The following is a 20,233-nucleotide window of genomic DNA, read 5'->3' on the forward strand; positions in this document are numbered from 1 at the left end:
GATGCCGACCACACCGGCTGTCAGGGCAGCATCGATGTTCGGGGGCGAGTCCGGGGTACCGATTTCGCTCGCCGGAATCGCTGCTGCCCAACAGTTCCTGGACAGGATCGGTACCGGTCCCGGCTGCCACCTCGTCCGCGGCGATGCCGGGGGCGGCAAGTCACTCCTGCTCGCAGCGGTACGCGAACGCCTCCACGCCGACGGAACCCGGATTCACTCCACCGTCGCCTCCGCCGAACGCGGCGACGGGGCCCTGGTACTCGACGGCGCACATTCCCTGCCTGGCGACGAGATCACGGCCTTGACTGCGCTGGCCCGACGCAACGATCTGACCCTCGTCGTCGCGACCGAGCCACGTCCCCACGATGCCGAGCTGCGCGCGCTCACCGCGACCATGGAGTCGCTCGGACCTGCGTTCGATCTACGCGCGCTCACCATCGACGACATCGACGCACGTGCCCGGGATCGCGGCATCACCCTCGTTCCAGGTCTGCTCGAGTTGCTGCACCAGCTCACCGGTGGCGTCCTGGCCGCAGTCGATGCCGGCCTCGCGGCGACCGCCGTGACCGCCGATATGACCGGCGCGGGCATTCGCGCCGCGGTAGCCACCCACCTGCACGACCGGCTTCGGCATCTTGACGGCGAACTCCTCAGCGCGCTCGCTGTGTGCATGTGCTGCTCCAGTCTCGACACAACCGATCTTGCTGCCGCACTGTCGATCCCGACATCCCACGCGCACCGGGTGGCAGATCGCGCCCGCGCCAGCGCTGTCGTGACCCGATCCGATGTGCTGCTCGACGCCGCCCGGCCCGCACTCACGGCGGTCGTCGGAGTCGGGCGTCTCCGGGAACTGCAGCAGCGCCTGCTGTCGGCTCGCCTGGACGGCGGAGCCCTCGACCTGCCAACCGCACGGACCCTCGCGGCTGCCGGATTGGACGATCCTCGGCTCGCGGTATTCCTCAGTGCCCGTGCGGATTCCGCCGAACCGGCGAAGGCCGTTGAACTGTACGAGAGCGCACTGCAGGCGGGTGCCGACCCGGACGTGCTCGCGCTGCGTCGTTGCGAGGCAAGCGCACTGTGCGGGGACCTCGATGCCGCCGAGCGGCTAGCCGATTCACTGCTCTCGCGCGCAGATTCGCTCGATGCAGCCGAACTGGCTGCTGCCGTGCGTATCTCGTCCAGTATCGCAGCATGTCGTGGGGAGATCGGACGCAGTGCCGATCTGTACGAATGGCTGGGCCCGGGGCGCGTCGGCGCCGATGCACCGGTGGCCGCCACGGTTTTGTTGGCTGCGGGACGCCCCGAAGCGGCCGCGGGAGTGCTCACCGGAGAACGGTCCGGTCCACCGACGTCGGGAGCGGCGGGCGTGACGCTGCTTGCGGACGGCCTCGCGCAGTCCATCGCCGGAACAGGCGCAGTCGCGATGAACTCACTCACGCGCGCGCTGGCGTTGCTGTCCACCAGCACCCGGTCACGCATGCTGCCGGACACCGCGACCGCGGTCACGGCACTGCTGTGCCTGCACTCCGGTGAACTCGCACACGCGGAATCGATTCTGGCGAAGGCGCTCACCGGCGCTGCTTCCACAAGCACCGCCCGCACCCGGCACCTGGTGTTGTCCGCATGGACCGCGATGACCGGCGGAGAGCTGGCCAATGCTGCCGCAATTCTCGAGTCCCTTCCGGCGGACCAGCCCGTGCACCCGCGCGAAGCGCTGTTCGTGCACGGGCTCCGCGTCGGGCTGGCGCGACGGCACGGGGACATCGGCACGCTTCATCGCGAGTGGGCCGATGCCCAGCCCGTGGTAGCCGGTTACTCGGTGGACCTGTTCTGCCTGCTCCCGCTCGGCGAATTATGGCTCGCGGCAGTCCGAATCGGCGACGAGGCACGCATCGCGCATCTTGTCGACGACGCCCTCGAGCTGGTACGCCGGCTCGGCGAACCGGCACTGTGGGGCGCCTCGCTCCATTGGTACGGCGTGCAGGCCGCGATCCTCGGCGAGAATCCCACGCAGCTACTGCCACACGCGCGGGCACTCGCCGCCTCCGCCGCCGTCAGCTCGTATGCGGCCGGTCTCGCCGCGGCGGGACGAGTCTGGCTGCGGGTTCTGCGCGGCGAGGCCGAGCCGGCCGAGGTGGAGTCTGCCGCCCGGACGCTCGAGCGGATCGGGCTGCCGTGGGACGGCGCGCGGCTGGCGAGCGAAGCGGCTCTGCGGGTCTCGGACACGAGCGGCGCCACCACGCTGCTCCAGGTGGCCCGGTCGCTGCGCGGCGCACCGAGCACCCCGAGCACACAGCCGGCATCCGGTACCGATCCGGCCACCGAACCCACCGGCGGGTCGCTCACGGATCGGGAGGCGGAGGTGGCCGAACTTCTGGTACTCGGCCTCACCCACCGCGAGATCGGGGCGCGGCTCTACATCGCGCCGAAGACCGTCGAGCACCACGTGGCGCGGATTCGTCGTCGGCTCGGCGCGAGCTCCCGCTCGGAACTGATGTCGATGCTGCGGGCCATAGGGCACGGGAACAGTGAGTCTTTCGCCTCTCGTGCCGAGGGTTCGCGTTGATGCCGGGCGTGTCGAACGCGAGGTTGCCCTATTGTGGGTAGCTGATCCCGAAGACCCTTAAGGAATTGAATGCGAACCTCGCTGGCGCCGCGCGCCGCAGTGAATCTGCTGGCCCGGCGAGTCGCCGTTGTCGGATCGTCAGCGCTCCTGCTGGTCGCTCCGCTCTCCGCGTCGGCGGCGGCAGACCCGGCGCCTGCCTCCAATTCATCCGTGACCCAGCTGTCGGCAGACCAGTTGCCCACCGAACTGGTCGAGGCCATCTCCCGGGATCTGGGGCTCAGCCCCCAGGAATACCTCGACCGGGCCGCGCGGGCACAGGAACTGGGTTCGTACGCACAGGACTTCCGTGCCGAGCACCCCGGCGCATTCGCCGGCGCGTGGATGGGACTCGACGGCCATCCGGTGGTCGCGGTGACCTCCACCGAGGCCGCACGCGCCGCCGCGAGCGACGGCTACCGCACACAGCTCGCACCGGTATCGGCGAACGGACTGGAACAGTCTCTCGCGGAGTTCAACCGCTGGGTCGCCGCACTGCCGCGCGAAATCGCGGCACAGATCGGTTCCGCGTCCATCGACGTCCTCGAGAATCAGATCGTCGTCGACGTAGTCAACAGCCCCGTCGGCCACGCCCTGAACCTGCCGACACTGATCGCCGACGTCAAGGTCCGGCTCAGCCCCGGCGGGCCGACGCCGATCGAGCAGGCACCGCTCGGTGGCGATACGTACGTGACGTCAGCCAAGCCGCTGGCCGAGACTCCGGCGGGCGAGATCGGTGTCTGCTCTTTCGGGTTCAACAGCGTCGACGGCAAGGGCAACCCCGTCAACATCAGCGCTGGCCACTGCGATCCGGGCGGTAACGGCGCGGGCGTCTTCCTGCCGAACCACGCGAACATCGTCGACAGCCTGCAGGTCGGCACCTTCGCGCGCTCCGAGGTCGGCAACACCGCTGACAGCCTCGACTACTCGCTCATCCGCATCAACGACGCCGGCGTCAAGGCCGGCCTCGATCGTCCGGCGATCCGCGGCGCGGGCGGCACCACCCTCACCATCACCGGCACGGCCTCACCCGTCGTCGGCGCGCCGATCTGCAAATCCGGGCAGACGTCGTCGTTCACGTGCGGCGTCGTCTCGGCCGACCGGGTCGAGGCGCAGCTGGTCATGTTCGACGGCAGCAGCCGGACCGTACGCGGCTTCGCCGGTACCGCATGCACTCTCGGCGGTGACAGCGGCGGCGCCATCGTCACCGGCACCCTGGCGCTGGGCATCACCAGCGGATCCAACAGCAGTGGGGCGCCCAACTGCACAGAGGCCAACCTCGTCCTCGCACCGGACGGCGGAACCGCGAATCTGGGCATACCGATCCGGTCGATCCTGGCCTCCGCCAGCGCGTCCTCCGGCGGCGGTCTCGGCGCAGGACTTGCGGTGCGCACCGCCCCCGCCAGCGACTGACCGGGCGTTCACCGCAAATTCGCCGAAGCGGGTGGGCATCGGAGTATCGACCCCATATAGTCGAGTCCGACTCCGAGCGCCCGCAGCTGCCGGGTGCTCTTCTCTGCACACGTTCGATTCTCGTGTGCAGGGCAGACAATAGAAAGGCCCACATGCGAAGCGCTCTCGCACGTCGTGCCGCGGTGTTCGGTTCGACCGCGATCCTCCTCCTCGCACCCGCCACCGCTGTCGCGCAGGCCGACCCCGCCGAGAAACCCTCGACCGGTGTATCCGCCCAGGCCGCGTTGCTGCCGGCGGAGTTGGTGGAAGCACTGCAGCGAGACCTGAGGCTGACCCCGGACCAGTACCTCGCGCAGTCGGAACTCGGTCAGAAGCTCGCTGAGTTCGCGACGATGGCACGGACGCAGTTCCCGGATGCATTCGGTGGGGCCTGGATCGACCAGGCTGGTATCGCCACCGTCGGGCTGGCAGGCACGGACAGTGCCGCCGCGCGTGCAGCCGTGGAGCAGGCCGGCTTCACGAGCAAGAATGTCCAGCGGAGCGAGAATCAGCTCGCCGCCGATCGGGAGGCGTTGAACGACTGGCTCGACACACTGCCGGCCGATCTCCGTAATCTGGTGCAGGGCGTCGCGGTCGATATCGCGGGCAACAACGTCGTACTGCGCGTCGACGACACAGCAGGAGATCTGATCGATCTGCTGCCGCCGTTCCTGCGCGGCGCCGCTCGCGTGGTGCTCGGGCCCGTGCTCCCATTCGTGCAGCCGCTCATCCAGCCCTTCCTTCCGCCCGGGTCGCAGGATCCCGCCGCCGCAACATACGGGCCCGACGCCTTGCTCGGCGGCGACCCGTTCGCCGCGGTCGGCGGCGGCGTCGGACTGCGCTGCTCGCTCGGCTTCAACGCCACCGACCGGAATGGCGCGCCCGTGAACATCAGCGCCGGGCACTGCGATCCCAACCGGACATTCGCCGGAACCGAGCACGCATCCAAGGTGTACGAAATGTTCGGCGACGCCAGCGGAGCGATGATCGGCACCGTCGAGAAGACCAGTCTGGACCGGCTCGACTACTCGGTCATCCGGCCGGCAGCGGGTACCGCGCAGCGTTTCGCGAACAACGGTGTCCGTGTTCCCGGCGCGGCCCCGATCGGCATCACCGGCACCGCTGACCCCGTTGTCGGTGCGCCGGTGTGCAAGGCGGGCGACACGTCCGGCTTCAACTGCGGCGTCGTGACCGCCGCCGGCCAGACGGTCAAGGTCGGCGAACGGGTCCTGGCCGACGGCTTCGCCACCAACCTCTGCGCCCTGCAGGGTGACAGCGGTGGCACCATCGTCACAGGCACGCTCGCGCTCGGCATCTCGAGTGCGTCGAACGTCGGTGATTACGGGATGTGCGAGATTGCCGGATTCGTCAGCTCCATCTTCGGCGACACCCCGGAGCTCTACGCCACCCCCATAAACTCGATCCTGCGCGAGAACCCCGGAGTCCGGATCCGCACCTCGTAGAACTACGAACGACATAGCGGGGCCGGCTTCCCTCCCGGAAGCCGGCCCCGCCTTCTCGTTGCCGAGACGTCTGTGGCCCGCCCTCCGGATCCGGAGGGCGGGCCACAGTGTGCGGGTGGGGCGGTCTACTTCGCGCCGAACAACTCCGCGCCGCCCGGTGCAGCGGCCATGGTCTCGAAGACCTGCCAGCCGTTGTACGCGAGAACCGGAGCGCCGGCGACGATCATTCCGATCGTGCCGCCGACACCCGCACCCGCGGAGGCGCCGCCGAGGCAGGTGAGGACACTCGCCGGAATTCCTATCCCGGTAAGCGCGAGTGGCGTCCCGCCGATCGCGCAGCCGGCCACGGCGCCGACGAGCGTTCCGACGAGGCTGCCCACGGTGACGGCCGAGCTCACCTGGTTACTCATCTCTTCGATCGCCTTGTTGACGTCCTCGTCCGAGAGAACCCGCTGTATTGGCAGATCCGCGGAGATCGGAAGATCAGCAGGGTTCGGCAACGCGGCATCCACCAAAGTGGCCTTCGCCGGATCGGTCTCGGGTGTCAGCGTGAGCTGGCGGCCCTCGATGAGCGGGGCGATGGAGAATTCGCGGTCACCGAGACGGTAGGACAGCGGCAGCGTCTGCAGCACCGTTCCGGTGTCGTTCTTGATCTCGACGAACCGACCGTCGGAGGTGACCTGGAATCCACCCGCGTCGAGCACCGTGACGACCGAACGGCCGTCGATGTGCGCGGCATAACCGATGGCGTCCGGGGTGGGGGCCGGCGCCGCGTACGAGGTGCCCGCGCCGATTCCCATGGCGGCAATCACCAGCACCGACGACGCGGCAAGCTTCGTGAGCTTCATAGACCGAATTTCCATTCTGTGATTGACCCAAGGCCCCCCAGACCCAGACAAGGGCAACAGACTCGAGCCGTATCCACCTGCGGGTATACAACCGACAAACGACCGATATGGGCCGAAGCATAGCCCAGCACTATGGGCCGGCGTGACCGATTCGTATCCAATTCCATTCGGGACAAGAGTCCAAAGAAATGAGAATTGCCCGAATACGAGAAGGCCCACGAATGTCGAGTTAGGGCGACCTGCGCTGGGACACTCTCGCGGCCACCCCCTACCGTGAACGCGAAGCCCCCGGAACCGGGCGAACCGGCCCGAATACGAACCCTTGAACCAAGCGGTCGCTCGCCCGATGTCGAAGAATTTCGGAATCAAACGTGCAGGATGCACGGGCGCACGCTAAGTTACCGACAGGTACGAGCCTCAAGTTACCGATGGGTAACATATGAGGAGCTAGGATCTGTGGGCTGACCCCCGGCGGCACGACTGCTGCCCCGAAACGAAAGGCCGCGAGATGAGTCCGCTGACGATTACGTTGGGCACCATCGGCGTGCTGCTGAGTATCCCTGCGTGGGGATCGTTCTTCAGTGCCGTGTGGAAGATGGTCAACGTCGTCCGGATCGGCCAGCCGGCCCCCGACCGGTGGCGTCCGTTCCTTCCGCGTTTCAAACAGCTTTGCGTCGAGTTCATCGCGCACACGCGCATGACCAAGTTCCGCACCGTCGGCTGGGCACATTGGCTTGTGATGGTCGGCTTCCTCCTGGGCGCGATCGTGGCGATGGAGGCGTACGGGCAGACGTTCAACCCCCAGTTCCACTGGCCACTCATCGGCGGCACTGCGGTCTACCACTTCATCGACGAGCTTCTGGGTATCGGCACGGTGATCGGCATCATCGCCCTGATCATCATTCGGCAGCGGAACCATCCACGCGAGCCCGGCAGGTTGTCCCGCTTCACCGGCTCGAACTTCAAGGCCGCCTACTTCGTCGAAGCCGTCGTCCTCATCGAAGGCCTCGGCATGATCCTGGTGAAGTCGGGCAAAATCGCCACGTACGGTCATGCCAATCCGTGGACCGACTTCTTCACGATGCGCGTCGCCGAACTGCTTCCGGCGAGCCCGAACATGGTGTCCGTATTCGCCTTCGTGAAGTTGATGTCGGCGATGGTCTGGTTGTTCGTCGTCGGTCGCAACGTCAATTGGGGTGTCGCGTGGCACCGCTTCTCCGCATTCCCGAACATCTACTTCAAGCGTGAGGACGACGGCGACGTCGCTCTCGGCGCAGCCAAGCCCATGATGTCCAAGGGCCGCGCCCTGGACATGGAGAACGTCGACCCCGACACCGACACCCTCGGCGCCGGCCGGATCGAGGACTTCTCCTGGAAGGGCTGGCTCGACTTCACCACCTGCACCGAGTGTGGCCGCTGCCAGTCGCAGTGCCCTGCCTGGAACACCGGCAAGCCGCTGTCGCCAAAGCTGCTCATCATGTCGCTGCGCGACCACGGCTACGCCAAGGCCCCGTACCTGCTGGCCGGCGGCCGTAAGGATATGGGCGGCGACGAGGTGGGCCTGGTCGACGCCGAGGGCAACGTTCTCGAGAACAAGCTTGCGGCCATTCCGGAGGCCGCCCGCGCCGAGGCCGAGCGTCCGCTGATCGGCGAGTCCGCCCCGGGTGAACTCGGCGGCATCATCGACCCCGAGACGCTGTGGTCGTGCACCACGTGTGGCGCATGCGTCGAGCAGTGCCCGGTCGACATCGAGCACGTCGACCACATCATCGACATGCGCCGCTACCAGGTGCTGATCGAGTCGGAGTTCCCGTCCGAGCTCGCGGGTCTGTTCAAGAACCTCGAGAACAAGGGCAACCCGTGGGGCCAGAACTCCAAGGACCGCCTCAACTGGATCAACGAGATGGACTTCGAGATCCCGGTCTACGGCCAGGATGCGGATTCCTTCGAGGACTACGAATACCTGTTCTGGGTCGGCTGTGCGGGCGCCTACGAGGACCGCGCGAAGAAGACCACCAAGGCCGTCGCCGAGCTGCTCGCAACCGCGGGCGTGAAGTTCATGGTCCTGGGCGCCGACGAGACCTGCACCGGTGACTCGGCTCGCCGCGCGGGCAACGAGTTCCTGTTCCAGCAGCTCGCGATGCAGAACATCGAACTGCTGAACACGGTGTTCGACGGCACTGCGGACAACAAGCGCAAGATCGTCGTCACCTGTGCGCACTGCTTCAACGCGCTCGGCAACGAGTACCCGCAGGTCGGCGGCGTCTACGAGGTGGTCCACCACACGCAGCTGCTCAACCGCCTGGTCCGCCAGAAGAAGCTGATCCCCGTCGCCAAGCTCAACGAGGACGTCACCTACCACGACCCGTGCTACCTGGGCCGTCACAACAAGGTGTACGACGCGCCGCGTGAGCTCATGGAGGCGTCGGGCGCGAATCTCAAGGAGATGCCGCGTCACGGCGAGCGGTCCATGTGCTGTGGCGCCGGTGGTGCCCGCATGTGGATGGAGGAGCAGCTCGGCAAGCGGATCAACATCGATCGCGTCGACGAAGCCCTCACCACCTCGCCCAAGAAGATCGCGACGGGCTGCCCGTTCTGCCGCGTCATGCTCACCGACGGCGTCACTGCCCGCCAGGAGCAGGGCCAGGGCGAGGGTGTCGAGGTCGTCGACGTCGCGCAGATGATGCTCGAGACCGTCACCCGTCTCGATCCCGCGCAGCTGACCGCGAATCTCAAGGTCGAGCCCCGTGAGAAGGCGCCGGTTGCCGCCGAGGCTGTTGCTGCTCCGGCCGCCGCAGCGCCCGCCCCTGTTGCCGAACCCGAGGCTGCCCCGGCTGCCGAGGCGGCTCCGGCCGCTGCTGCTCCGGCCAAGGGCCTGCAGATGAAGGGTCTGGCCAAGGCACCCGGCGCGAAGGCCCCGGGTGGAAAGGGCCTGCAAATGAAGGGCGCCGCGAAGGCACCCGGCGCCAAGGCCGAGGCCCCCGCTGCCGAAGCGGCTCCGGCTGCCGAGGCACCGGCCGCCCCGGTCGCCAAGCCCGGTGGACTCGGCATGAAGGGCGGCGCGAAGGCACCGGGCGGCAAGGGCCTGCAAATGAAGGGCGCCGCCAAGGCACCCGGCACCAAGACAGCCACACCGGCACCCGCCGCACCGGCCACCGAAGCTCCCGCTGCGGAGGCACCGGCGGCGGCCGCGACCCCGACTGCCAAGCCTGGCGGACTGGGCATGAAGTCCGGCGCCAAGGCACCGGGCGGCAAGGGCCTGCAAATGAAGGGCGCCGCCAAGGCACCCGGCACCAAGGCAGCCGCGCCGGCACCCTCCGCACCGGCCACCGAAGCTCCCGCTGCGGAGGCACCGGCGGCGGCTCCGGCCACGCCCGCGGCTCCGGCGGCTGAGCCCGCGGCCACGGCCGTACCGGCAGCCAAGCCCGGTGGACTCGGCTTCAAGGCCGGCGCCAAGGCACCGGGCGCCCGGAAGGCGGCTCCGGCTGCTCCGACGGCTGCGGTAGCTGCCGAACCTGAGGCACCCGCCGAATCCGCACCGGTCGAGCCGCCTGCGCCGAAGCAGGAAGCCGCTACCCCCGCTCCGCCGCAGGCTAAGCCGGGCGGGCTGGGCTTCAAGGCCGGCGCGAAGGCACCGGGCCGCAAAAAGTAGTCCGCCGCAAGTAGGCAACACGAGTGGCGCCCCTACCGTTCGCGGTGGGGGCGCTTCCGTGTTCGCGGCGCGCTCGTCGGCAAGCCCCGCCGCCGCGAAGTCCGCCGCCGCACCCCCGCCGCCGTCGCCGCACGTCGCCGCCGCGAAGTCGGGCGCCGCACCCCCGCCGCACATTTTCTCTCCGCGTCACACACACGTTGGCGCCCAATTCGTCTGTGATGCCGCCACAAAGAGTGCGCGGAAGGGTTTGTCCACAGGTCGGTAGTTGTGCACAGGCCAGCCCGTCGGCCCAGCAGACCAGATCTCGGGACCCGCACGTCGACGGCACCATGACCGCATGGGAGCACACATCATCCGACGGGGCGAGGCCCTGAGCCGCGGCGCCACCGACCACGAACTGCAGCGGCAATGCCGAACCGGAACGTGGCAGCGGCTTCGGCCCGGCACGTACGCATCCCGCGCGGAACTCGACGAGCTCAACGCCGTTGAGGTGCACCGTCTGCTCGCCGAGGCGACGGTACGGGCCGCGTCGCCCGACGCAGTATTGAGCCACCAGTCGGCGGCGGTGGTTCACGACCTGCACCTGTGGAACACCCCACTGGCCGCCGCGCATCTGACCCGCAACCGACCGAACGGCGGCCGACGAACCCGCCACCGGCACGTCCACTCAGCGATCTTGCCGCCGAACGAAACCACGGAGGTCGGCGGAGTACGGGTCACGACCCTGGCGCGCACTGTGCTCGACCTGTCCCGGTCGCTCCCGTTCGAGCAGGCAGTCGTGGCCGGGGATCACGCGCTGCAGGCGAAGGGCCTCACTTCCACCGAACTGGCCGCGACGGCCGACAGTCTGCCGACCCATGCACGACGCAGCCGGGCGCTGCGCGTAGTAACACAGCTGGACGGACGCTCCGAGAGCGTCGGCGAATCGCGCAGTCGGGTGTTGATGGTGCGCGAACAGCTGCCGATCCCCGACTGTCAGGCGGTCCTGTACGCCGCAGATGGAACCCGCCTCGGGCGCGTCGACTTCCTGTTCGAAGAGTTCGGAACGATCGGCGAGTTCGACGGCAAGGTCAAGTACGGCCGGCTGGTGCCGGACGGTGACACCCCCGCCGACGTGGTGTGGGCGGAGAAGCAACGTGAGGACGCGATCCGCGACGCGGGCTGGCAGGTGGCACGGTGGACCTGGGACGAGTTGGAGACCCCGCACGTGATCGTCGACCGCATCACCGAGAAGTTCGAGTTGGCGCGCAAGTGCCCGCCACCTCGCGGCCGCATCGTCCACACGCCACGGCCGTGAACCTGACCACGAGTCACACGCCGCCTGTCCGCACCACACACCGGTTGGGCATGAATTCCGTTGATACGTCGGCAGAAAGTGTGCGGGCAGCGGCAGCGGCAGCGGCGGGGCGGCGGCAGCGGGGCGGCGGCAGCGAGGCGGCAGCGGCGGCAGCGGCGGCTCACACTACGGCCGCCACAGCTCCAGCTGCGGGATGCCGGGCGTCCGAAACCCGAGCACCTGCCCGTAGAACGACATTTCGGCCTCGCGGGCGCTGACGATGGTCTCGAGCTTGCGGAAGCCGTGCGCCTCCCCCTCGTAGGCCAGGTAGGCATGCGGTATTCCCTTGCGCAGCAGCGCTTCCCGGAAACGCTCGGCCTGCGACGGCGGCACGATCGGATCGGAGAGCCCCTGCAGCAACAGCACCGGGCAGGACAGGCCGTCGACGTTGCCGACCGGGGCGCGGCGGGTATAGAGGTCGGCGGCCTCGGGCAGCGGCCCGATGAGTCCGTCGATGTACCGGGATTCGAAGTCGTGGGTCTCCTTGACGAACTCCACCAGCTCGGCGACACCGTAATACGATACACCGCAAGCGAATACGTCCGACGTGGTGAGCGCCGACAATACGGTCCATCCGCCGGCCGAACCGCCTTCGATCGCAAGACGATCGGGGTCGGCGAGTCCGGCGGCGGCGAGTCCCCGGACGGCCGCGACGGTGTCCTCGACATCGACGATTCCCCACTGCCCACGCAACCGGCCCCGGTACTCGCGGCCGAATCCGCTCGAGCCGCCGTAGTTGACGTCGATGACGCCGATACCGCGACTGGTGAAGTACGCGTAGACCGGGTTCATCGCCGGCGCGACGTGCGCGGTGGGTCCGCCGTGCACGAATGCGATGTACGGCGGCAGTTCACCGTCCGGCGCGCGGTAGTCCACATTGGCAGGCGCGTACACGATCGCATGAACCTCGCGGTCCGGCCCTTCGAAGGTCAGGGACCGCGCCTCCGGCAGGTATGCCGCATCGGGCAGGTCGTCGACCCCCAACCGGATGTCGGTGAGCGCACCGGTGTCGAGGTCGAGTACGCGCAGGCCGGAAGGGACGCGTGCTCCCCCACAGCGAAGGAGGACTCGTCGACCGGCGACATCTCCGATCACGACCGACGAAATCCCTTCGAGCGCAATGTCGTGCAGCTTTCCGATGCCCGGATCGAGCACGGCGAGGGTGTCGGTGCCGACGGTGCGCGCGGTGAGCAGGGTGCCGTCGTCGAGCGCGGCGTGCCAGGCAGCACCGAGCTGCCACAGCGGGCCGCCGAAGTCGGCATCCATCGGGCACAGCGGAACCGGCTCACCGGACAGCGGCACTCGGTACAGGTTCCACCATCCGCTGCGGTCGCTGATCGCGTGCAGCGCCATATCTCCGTCCCATTCCGGCTGCAGCACCGACTCCTCGGGCCCGCCGATCAGGACGTCCACCCGACCCGAGGACAGCGTCAGGACGCGCAGTTCGGTTCCGTCCCAAGGCATCTGCGGGTGGTCCCAGGCGATCCACGCCAGCCGGGCGCCGTCCGGCGACAGGCGCGGGTAGGCGAGGAAGTCGGAGCCGCCGACGATCGGGCGGATCTCGGTCGCATCATCGGCGGCCGATCCGTCGAGTGGGACTACGCAGATATCGCGAACGACCTTGCCGTCCGTATGGCTCTCGCGCACGCACCACACGTCGGCGCCGACGACGGTGAGGTCGGCGAAGCGGACCGACGCCGGTGCGGACGGGATCGGTGTCAGCGGTTTGGGGGTGCCGCCCGCGGCACCGTCGAGACGGTAGAGCCGCTGATTGCTGAACTCGGTGAAGACCAGCGTCGCATCGTCGGTGACCGTCCATGCACCGCCGCCGTACTCGTGTACCCGAGTGCGCGCATTCCACGGCGCGGGCAACACGTCGATCACCCTGCCGTCGTCGTCGAGGCGCCGGATCGCGATCCGCCCGTTCTCGGTGGGGCGCAGCTCCGACCACCACACCTGGTCGCCGACGAAGCAACCGCTGTCCACGGGGTGCCCGCTCGCGGCGAGGTCGGCGGCGGTGATGGGCGACGTCCACGATCCGTACGGGGCGACGGTCTGCGAGGAAGGGGTCATGCGCACAACCCTAGTCACGGACGGGGGCCGCCGACGTACGGTTTCCCCATGCAATCGCGGTTGCAAAACCGGTTCACCGACGCCCGGATCGCCCGCCTGGCGACGGTGACGGCGGACGGTGCGCCCCACGTGGTGCCGGTGGTATTCGCGGTGGCCGGCGACACGGTGTACACCGCCGTGGACGACAAACCCAAGACCACCCGGAGGCTGCGGCGGCTCGACAACATCGCCGCCACCGGACGCGTCAGCCTGCTCGTCGACCATTACGACGAGGACTGGTCCCGGCTGTGGTGGGTGCGTGTGGACGGCGACGCCTCGGTGCTGCCCGCGGACAGCGCCGAGGGCACGGCCGCGATCGACGCTCTGACCGCCAAGTACGCGCAGTACTCCGCGCTGCGCCCGGGCGGGCCGGTGATCGCGATCCGAGACCTGCAGTGGCGCGGGTGGACGGCGTCCTGACGGCGCCGAAGCCGACGCCCGCCACCTGTCCGTGACTCAAACGTTCATTCGGCGATCTTGTGGCGTACAACACATTGGATCACGCTGAAAGAGTCCGGATTTGCACATGTCATCCGAAGGGACGGTTCTCCCATGACACGCAGGATCGCCGGAACACTCGCCGCTCTCGCCCTCACACTCTCCCTGGGCGCTGTCGCTGCGCCCTCGGCGTCGGCCGCGGAGCCATCACCCGTGCAGGGCTCCTCGGTGGGGGTGTGTCTCTCCCTCCCGCTGGGCTCGCTGGTGTGGTCGGTCTGCATCTAACCCAGCTCCGACGCGTGTGCACTACCCGAGTGCGAGAGTGACGTACGCAACACTGCGCGCCCCCGCCGAGCGTGCTGACGCAGCTGCAGCAGCACCGTTCGATTTCCATTTGCGCGCGAGTGGGATCATGGTTGCGTGAGCACTCCAGATCCAGTCCGCACTCGTCGGCCGCAGCGCGCTCTCGAGCAGTCCACCAAACTGCAGAACGTCCTGTACGAAATCCGCGGCCCGGTACACGCGCATGCCGCGCGACTGGAGGCGGAGGGGCATCGGATCCTCAAGCTCAACATCGGTAATCCGGCGCCGTTCGGGTTCGAGGCCCCCGATGTGATCATGCGCGACATGATCGCGGCGCTGCCGTACGCGCAGGGCTATTCGGAGTCCAAGGGCATCCTCTCGGCGCGGCGCGCGATCGTCACCCGATACGAGCTGGTTCCCGGCTTCCCGGAGCTCGACGTCGACGACATCTACCTCGGCAACGGCGTCTCCGAGCTCATCACGATGACGATGCAGGCCCTGCTCGACGATGGTGACGAGGTGCTGATCCCGGCGCCGGACTACCCGCTGTGGACGGCGATGACCAGCCTGTCCGGCGGTACCCCCGTGCACTACCTGTGTGACGAGCAGAACGACTGGAACCCGGACATCGCGGACATCGAGTCCAAGATCACCGACAAGACCAAGGCACTGCTGGTCATCAACCCGAACAATCCGACGGGCGCGGTGTATTCGGCGGAGGTGCTCTCACAGCTCGTCGATCTGGCCCGGCGGCACCAGCTGCTGCTGCTGTCCGACGAGATCTACGACAAGATCCTCTACGACGACGCCAAGCACATCTCGCTGGCCACGCTCGCGCCGGACCTGCTGTGCCTGACGTTCAACGGCTTGTCCAAGGCCTACCGCGTCGCGGGCTACCGCTCCGGGTGGGTTGCGATCACCGGGCCCAAGGATCACGCCGCCGGTTTCCTGGAAGGGCTGGATCTGCTCGCGTCGACGCGCCTGTGCCCCAACGTTCCCGGCCAGCACGCCATTCAGGTGGCGCTCGGCGGCCACCAGAGCATCGAGGATCTGATCCTGCCCGGCGGCCGACTGCTCGAGCAGCGCGATGTCGCCTGGGAGCGGCTCAACATGATCCCCGGCGTCTCATGCGTCAAGCCGCGCGGGGCGCTGTACGCCTTCCCGCGGCTGGATCCGAACGTCTACGAGATCCACGACGACGAGAAGCTGGTGCAGGACCTACTGCTGCACGAGAAGATCCTGATGGTTCAGGGCACGGGCTTCAATTGGCCCGACCACGATCACCTGAGAATCGTAACGCTGCCGTGGGCCCGCGACCTGGCCGTCGCGATCGAACGATTCGGCAATTTCCTCTCGAGTTACAAGCAGTAGCGCGGCCCGGAGCGGATATCGGAAATTCGTGTATCCGAACAGAATCCGGGTCGCTGCAAAGTGACACGACAAAAAATCGACCCCAATCGAGCAGAATTTCCTCGGTATGGGTAGATTGACCGATTGGCACCGCTGAGTGCCCATAAGCGCCTCGCCTGCCCGCCCCCCCTGGGCGGCGAGGTCCGGTGGCGGGGACGACCCCCCCTGCTCCCCGCCACCGCCGCTTATTGTCGGCCCCCGCTACCCTCATCCGGTGCGGAGACGAAGCCGATGACATCCGATCCCGGTCCTCACAGCGGCCACGGTCACGGTCATTTCAGTGGTCCCACTCCAGTGGGTCCGATCGCTGCGCGTGTCGTGGTGGGGTTGCTCGTCGCGATCGCGATCGCCGTCCTGGCCGGGGCCGCCTTCCTGTGGCCGAGCCGGGCGCACATCGAGATCCCGCTCCCCTTCCAGACAGCGGGTGGCGGCGCCGTCACCACCGAGGCCGGCACCATCATCGCGCAGGACCTCGCCCCGTGCGGAAGCCCCTCCGCGGGGCGTGCCTTCACCGGCGATCCCGCACCGCCGCCCGGCAACGCCTACGAGTGCCGGCGCAGCATCGTCACGATCGAGTCCGGCCCGAACCAGGGGACGCGGACACTCCTCGAGATCGTGCCCGGTCCGGGACAGCCCGACCTGCGTGTCGGGGAGAAGGTCCGGCTGGTGCGGCAGACCGACTCCAGCGGCGCCACCATCTATTCGTTCAACGACTACTCACGGGCGCTGCCGTTGGGACTCATCGTCGCCGCGTTCGCCGTCGCGATCGTCGCGGTGGCCCGGTGGCGCGGACTGCGTGCGCTACTGGGACTCGGCATTGCGTTCGGCGTCCTGGTGGTGTTTACCCTGCCCGCACTGCTGGACGGTAAGCCGGCGATGCCCGTCGCGCTGGTCTCTGGCGCGGCGATCCTCTACGCCGTGCTGTACCTGGCGCACGGGGTGAATCTGCGGACCAGTTCGGCGCTGCTCGGGACCCTCGCCTCGATGGTGGTGGCGGCCGTGCTGTCGGTCGTCGCGATTCGGATGACGCACCTGACGGGCCTGTCCGAGCAACAGAACGCCGACGTGCAGGCATACATCCAGCACGTGAGTATCACCGGACTGTTGCTCGCCGGATTCATCATCGGCTCGCTCGGCGTGCTCAACGACGTCACGATCACGCAGGCCTCGGCCGCCTTCGAGCTGGCGGCCATCGACGAAACCGCAACCCGGCGCACGGTATTCGCGTCCGCCATGCGAGTGGGACGCGATCACATCGCGAGCACCGTGTACACGCTGGTCCTGGCCTACGCAGGTGGGGCGCTGCCGCTCCTGCTGCTGTTCTCCGTCGCGGGTGGGTCCATCGGTGACGTGCTGACCGGCGATGCGGTCGCGATCGAGATCGTCCGGGCATCCGTCGGCGGTATCGCCCTGGCACTGTCGGTGCCGCTCACCACGGCGATCGCCGCACTACTGGCGCGCCCACCGGCCTACCGCTCCGCGGCGGTACCCGGACCCCGCCGCAGCGGGCGGCACGCCCGCTGACACCGACCGTCACGGTCCCGCAGGTAAAGATGTCGGTGGGACCTGTACTTGACCGAAGATGCTGTCGCCGTAGCCCAGTCCGATCCCGATCGCGGCAATGACGACGAGCGCCGCGCCGGCCAGCACGGCACCGACGATCTGCCGCCGGGATACGGTTCGGCGGGCGCGCGTGGAGGACGCCGACCGCAGCCGCCGTGCCGTCGCCGGAGCAGACCTGCCGCCCCGGGCTGTTGCGGCCGGAGACGCCGGCGGCCGAGCAAGCAGTGCGGCGCCGTGGGCTGCCACCAGCTCCGGATTGGGTGGGGTCACGACCGGCAGCCCCAAACTGCCGTGGAGCGCATCGCGCAGTGTGGGATGGACCGCGCCGCCGCCCAGGAGCACGAGCGCATCCGCCGATCGGCCCGACTGCTCGATCAGCTCCGCGACCAGACAGACCGACTCCTCGATCGCGGGAACGGTGATGCCGTCGAATGTTTCACGTGGGTGACCGCCCGGATCACCACCGCGCAGGAAGTCGATCCGCTCGGAGGCTGCGACCACACCTGTCAACCGTTCGACCACACTGATCATCAGTCCGGAGCTGCCGACGTCGTACAGCACGAGGGTGCGGTACTCGGCGACGACGCCGCTGCGATGCAACTGCTCGAGCACCGCCGTCAGCTCCGGCACCAGCAGGAAGTGGTCGACGCCCTGCCTGCTCAACGCCGCGTCGATGGCCGCGGCCTGCGCCTCGTCGCGGTAGGTGATGGCGACGCCGGTCGCGGAACCCGATTCCGCCCGGTCCGCAAGGACCACCCCCACCACCTGGGCGGCCAGTACCTCCGGAACCTGCCCGGCAACCTCGATCGCCTGGTGTTCGAACACTGCACTGTCCCCGACGGCGGTATCACCGAATCCGCCACTGCCCTTGAGGGGACGCGCGAGCCGAACGAATCCGGCCCCCACCGAAACACCTAGAACCCCACCCATGAGCCGCCTTCGATCGTCGTCTCGTCCAGCAGACACTCGAACTCGGTGCGTTCCGAACGAGCCGAGTGTATACAGCCGCGCCTACACTCTCGGTCATGCAACTGCTGTTCATCTGTACCGGAAACATCTGCCGGTCTCCCACTGCGGAGCGTCTCACCACCGCGTGGTCGGCGAACCACGGGATCCACGATCTGCAGGCTTCCAGTGCAGGTACCCATGCCGTCGTCGGATCTGGAATGGAACCGACAGCAGCGCAGTTCCTTTCGCAACTCGGCGGACATCCGGACGGGTTCGTCGCCCGACGTCTGACTCCCGCGATTGCCGCGGAGGCGGATCTGATCCTGACAATGACCGAGGCACATCGCGATGCGGTGCTCCGGCAGTCGCCGCGCCAGCTCAAGCGGACCTTCACGCTTCTCGAGGCCGCACACCTCATCCGCGCCGCGGGATCGACCACCGTCGCCGAGATGGCGGACGCGCGCGGGCGTATTCCGGCGCCACCCGGCGGCGCCAATGTCCCCGACCCGATCGGCCGTAGCGCGAGCGTGTTCGAGGATGTCAGCGTGCAGATCTCCGAGGCGTTGCTGACCGTGCTGACCGGACTCGCCGACGGTCGGCATCGGACGGGCTAGGACGAGGGCCCATCCGATGCCGGCCGTGATCTGTCCTATCCGCCGGTGGTCGTCGCCGACGGCCGTGCTTCGCCGGATTTGGCCGGCGGCTGCACAGACCTGGTCGTGGTCGACGACTGTGTGGACCCGGAAGCGTCCGAGTCGTAGTAGTACTTGTACTCGTATGCGCCCGCGCCCTTCGCCGGCGTCATCGTGAGGATCGTGCCGAGCACCGTGGCCCCCGCGCTTCTCAGATTGCCGATCGCACGGGATATCTGATCACGCTTGGTGTGTCCGTGCCGGACGACGACGAGCGCCCCGTCGACCTTGCTTGCCAGCACTGCCGCATCCGTCACGGGCAGCAGCGGCGAGGCGTCGACGATGACGAAGTCGAAACGCGACCGCAACTGCGTGAACAGCTCCGTCGCATGGGTCGAGCCCAACAGCTCGCTCGGATTCGGCGGAATCGCCCCGGAGGCCAGCACCCAGATGTTGGTGAACGGCGTGGACTGCAGGACGTCGTCCAACTCGGCCTGGCCGGACAGGACCGTACTCATTCCCACGGAGCCGATGAGTCCGAGGTACTTCGAGATTCGAGGCCGGCGCAGATCGCCCTCGATCAACGCCACCGAGTATCCCGCCTCGGCGAGCGCAAGGGACAGGTTGATGGCCGTGGTCGTCTTGCCTTCTCCCGGAAGAGAACTGGTGACCGTGATCACCCGGGGCGGATTGTCGACCTCGAGGAACTGCAGGTTGGTCCGCAGCTCGCGGAAGGCTTCCGCGCTGCCCGAGTAGCCGTCCTGGAATGCGATGGCCGCCTTCTGCTCGCGTTCCTTGTCGAACGGCACCGTGCCCACCAGACCCACTCCGGCAAGCTCGTCGAGGGCCTCGCGGGTCTTCACGGTGTTGTCCAGCCGGTCCCGCAGCACGGCGAGGCCGATGCCGACCAACAGGCCGACGGCGAATCCCAACGCGAGATTGCGCTTGGTCTTGGGGCTGACAGGAGTGGACGGTGTGGACGCGTGCTGCTCCACCACGACCCGGGCGGTCGGCGGACGGCTGGGATCGAACGTCTCGAGTTCCGCTGCCATGACGACGAACTCGTCGGAGAGCGCATTGACGAGGTCGCGCGCCAGTTCAGGCGAGGCATCGTCGGCGGTCACGGAGATCAGCACGGTGTCCGGCGCCGACGTGGCCTTGATCTTGGCGGCGAGGTCGCCGGCCGAGAGGTTGGTGATCCCGAGCCGGTCGAGCGTGCGCTGCGCCAGCGTAGTGCCGGTCAGTAGCTTGGTATACGACGCGACACGCTGCTGCGAGAACAGGTTGCCCTGGTATACCTCGTTGACCGAGGCCGCGGACGACGTGGACACGAACAGACGCGCCGACGCCTGATAGATCGGTGTCGACACGAGCGAGGCGGTCAGCGCTCCGAGTAGTCCGACGACCGTTGCCAGCGCAATGATTCGCCACCGCGTCTGCAAGATGCGTAGGTAGTCCTGTACTTCCATAACCC

Annotated in this window: 14 protein-coding genes; 10 read left to right on the forward strand and 4 right to left on the reverse strand. The window is 68.1% G+C overall.

Annotation, left to right across the window (positions count from 1 at the left end; all coding sequences use genetic code 11):
- The first annotated feature begins 1 nt into the window (after position 1).
- The 3 genes from ERC79_RS08250 (at position 2) to ERC79_RS08260 (ending at position 5,517) form a co-directional block, all read left to right on the forward strand.
- The gene (locus tag ERC79_RS08250; protein ID WP_242676777.1) at positions 2 to 2,566 is read left to right on the forward strand and encodes a LuxR C-terminal-related transcriptional regulator; all 2,565 of its coding nucleotides are present in this window, start codon (positions 2 to 4) and stop codon (positions 2,564 to 2,566) included.
- 69 nt (positions 2,567 to 2,635) lie between these two features.
- The gene (locus tag ERC79_RS08255; RefSeq protein WP_131577280.1) at positions 2,636 to 4,015 is read left to right on the forward strand and encodes a S1 family peptidase; all 1,380 of its coding nucleotides are present in this window, start codon (positions 2,636 to 2,638) and stop codon (positions 4,013 to 4,015) included.
- A 152-nt stretch (positions 4,016 to 4,167) separates the two neighbouring features.
- Positions 4,168 to 5,517: a S1 family peptidase gene (locus ERC79_RS08260; protein WP_131577281.1), complete on the forward strand. Its 1,350-nt coding sequence runs from the start codon at positions 4,168 to 4,170 to the stop codon at positions 5,515 to 5,517.
- A gap of 125 nt (positions 5,518 to 5,642) precedes the next feature.
- Here ERC79_RS08260 and ERC79_RS08265 read toward each other — a convergent pair whose 3' ends face one another.
- The gene (locus ERC79_RS08265) at positions 5,643 to 6,365 is read right to left on the reverse strand and encodes a hypothetical protein (RefSeq protein WP_131577283.1); all 723 of its coding nucleotides are present in this window, start codon (positions 6,363 to 6,365) and stop codon (positions 5,643 to 5,645) included.
- Positions 6,366 to 6,873: 508 nt separating this feature from the next.
- On the opposite strand from ERC79_RS08265, the gene ERC79_RS08270 reads away from it, so the two are divergent.
- Positions 6,874 to 10,017, forward strand: a complete 3,144-nt coding sequence (locus tag ERC79_RS08270; protein ID WP_131577284.1) for a (Fe-S)-binding protein — start codon at positions 6,874 to 6,876, stop codon at positions 10,015 to 10,017.
- 337 nt (positions 10,018 to 10,354) lie between these two features.
- Complete coding sequence (locus ERC79_RS08280) at positions 10,355 to 11,314, forward strand: hypothetical protein (RefSeq protein ID WP_131577287.1); 960 nt, start codon at positions 10,355 to 10,357, stop codon at positions 11,312 to 11,314.
- Positions 11,315 to 11,479: 165 nt separating this feature from the next.
- On the opposite strand, the gene ERC79_RS08285 is transcribed toward ERC79_RS08280, so the two are convergent.
- A complete protein-coding gene (locus tag ERC79_RS08285; RefSeq protein ID WP_131577289.1) occupies positions 11,480 to 13,426 on the reverse strand; it encodes a prolyl oligopeptidase family serine peptidase in 1,947 nt (648 codons plus the stop codon).
- Positions 13,427 to 13,474: 48 nt separating this feature from the next.
- Between ERC79_RS08285 and ERC79_RS08290 the strand changes: the two genes are divergently transcribed.
- From ERC79_RS08290 to ERC79_RS08300, 4 genes are all read left to right on the forward strand, one after another.
- Positions 13,475 to 13,885, forward strand: a complete 411-nt coding sequence (locus tag ERC79_RS08290; RefSeq protein WP_131577290.1) for a TIGR03668 family PPOX class F420-dependent oxidoreductase — start codon at positions 13,475 to 13,477, stop codon at positions 13,883 to 13,885.
- Positions 13,886 to 14,017: 132 nt separating this feature from the next.
- Positions 14,018 to 14,188, forward strand: coding sequence for a hypothetical protein (locus ERC79_RS22970; RefSeq protein ID WP_165497056.1), 171 nt, complete (start codon positions 14,018 to 14,020; stop codon positions 14,186 to 14,188).
- A 135-nt stretch (positions 14,189 to 14,323) separates the two neighbouring features.
- On the forward strand, positions 14,324 to 15,577 hold the full coding sequence (locus tag ERC79_RS08295; protein ID WP_131577292.1) for a pyridoxal phosphate-dependent aminotransferase: 1,254 nt from the start codon (positions 14,324 to 14,326) through the stop codon (positions 15,575 to 15,577).
- A 270-nt stretch (positions 15,578 to 15,847) separates the two neighbouring features.
- Entirely contained in the window at positions 15,848 to 17,140 is a 1,293-nt protein-coding gene (locus tag ERC79_RS08300; protein ID WP_131577294.1) for a YibE/F family protein, read from the forward strand.
- Positions 17,141 to 17,149: 9 nt separating this feature from the next.
- Here the strand turns inward: ERC79_RS08300 and ERC79_RS08305 are convergent, their stop codons facing one another.
- Positions 17,150 to 18,109 carry a hypothetical protein gene (locus tag ERC79_RS08305; RefSeq protein ID WP_131577296.1) on the reverse strand — a complete coding sequence of 320 codons (960 nt, stop codon included), beginning with the start codon at positions 18,107 to 18,109 and terminating at the stop codon, positions 17,150 to 17,152.
- Positions 18,110 to 18,204: 95 nt separating this feature from the next.
- Between ERC79_RS08305 and ERC79_RS08310 the strand changes: the two genes are divergently transcribed.
- Entirely contained in the window at positions 18,205 to 18,741 is a 537-nt protein-coding gene (locus ERC79_RS08310; RefSeq protein ID WP_131577298.1) for a low molecular weight phosphatase family protein, read from the forward strand.
- Positions 18,742 to 18,776: 35 nt separating this feature from the next.
- Here ERC79_RS08310 and ERC79_RS08315 read toward each other — a convergent pair whose 3' ends face one another.
- A complete protein-coding gene (locus ERC79_RS08315) occupies positions 18,777 to 20,228 on the reverse strand; it encodes a polysaccharide biosynthesis tyrosine autokinase (RefSeq protein WP_131577300.1) in 1,452 nt (483 codons plus the stop codon).
- Positions 20,229 to 20,233: the final 5 nt, after the last annotated feature.

Source organism: Rhodococcus sp. ABRD24 (genome assembly GCF_004328705.1).
Classification (GTDB): domain Bacteria; phylum Actinomycetota; class Actinomycetes; order Mycobacteriales; family Mycobacteriaceae; genus Prescottella.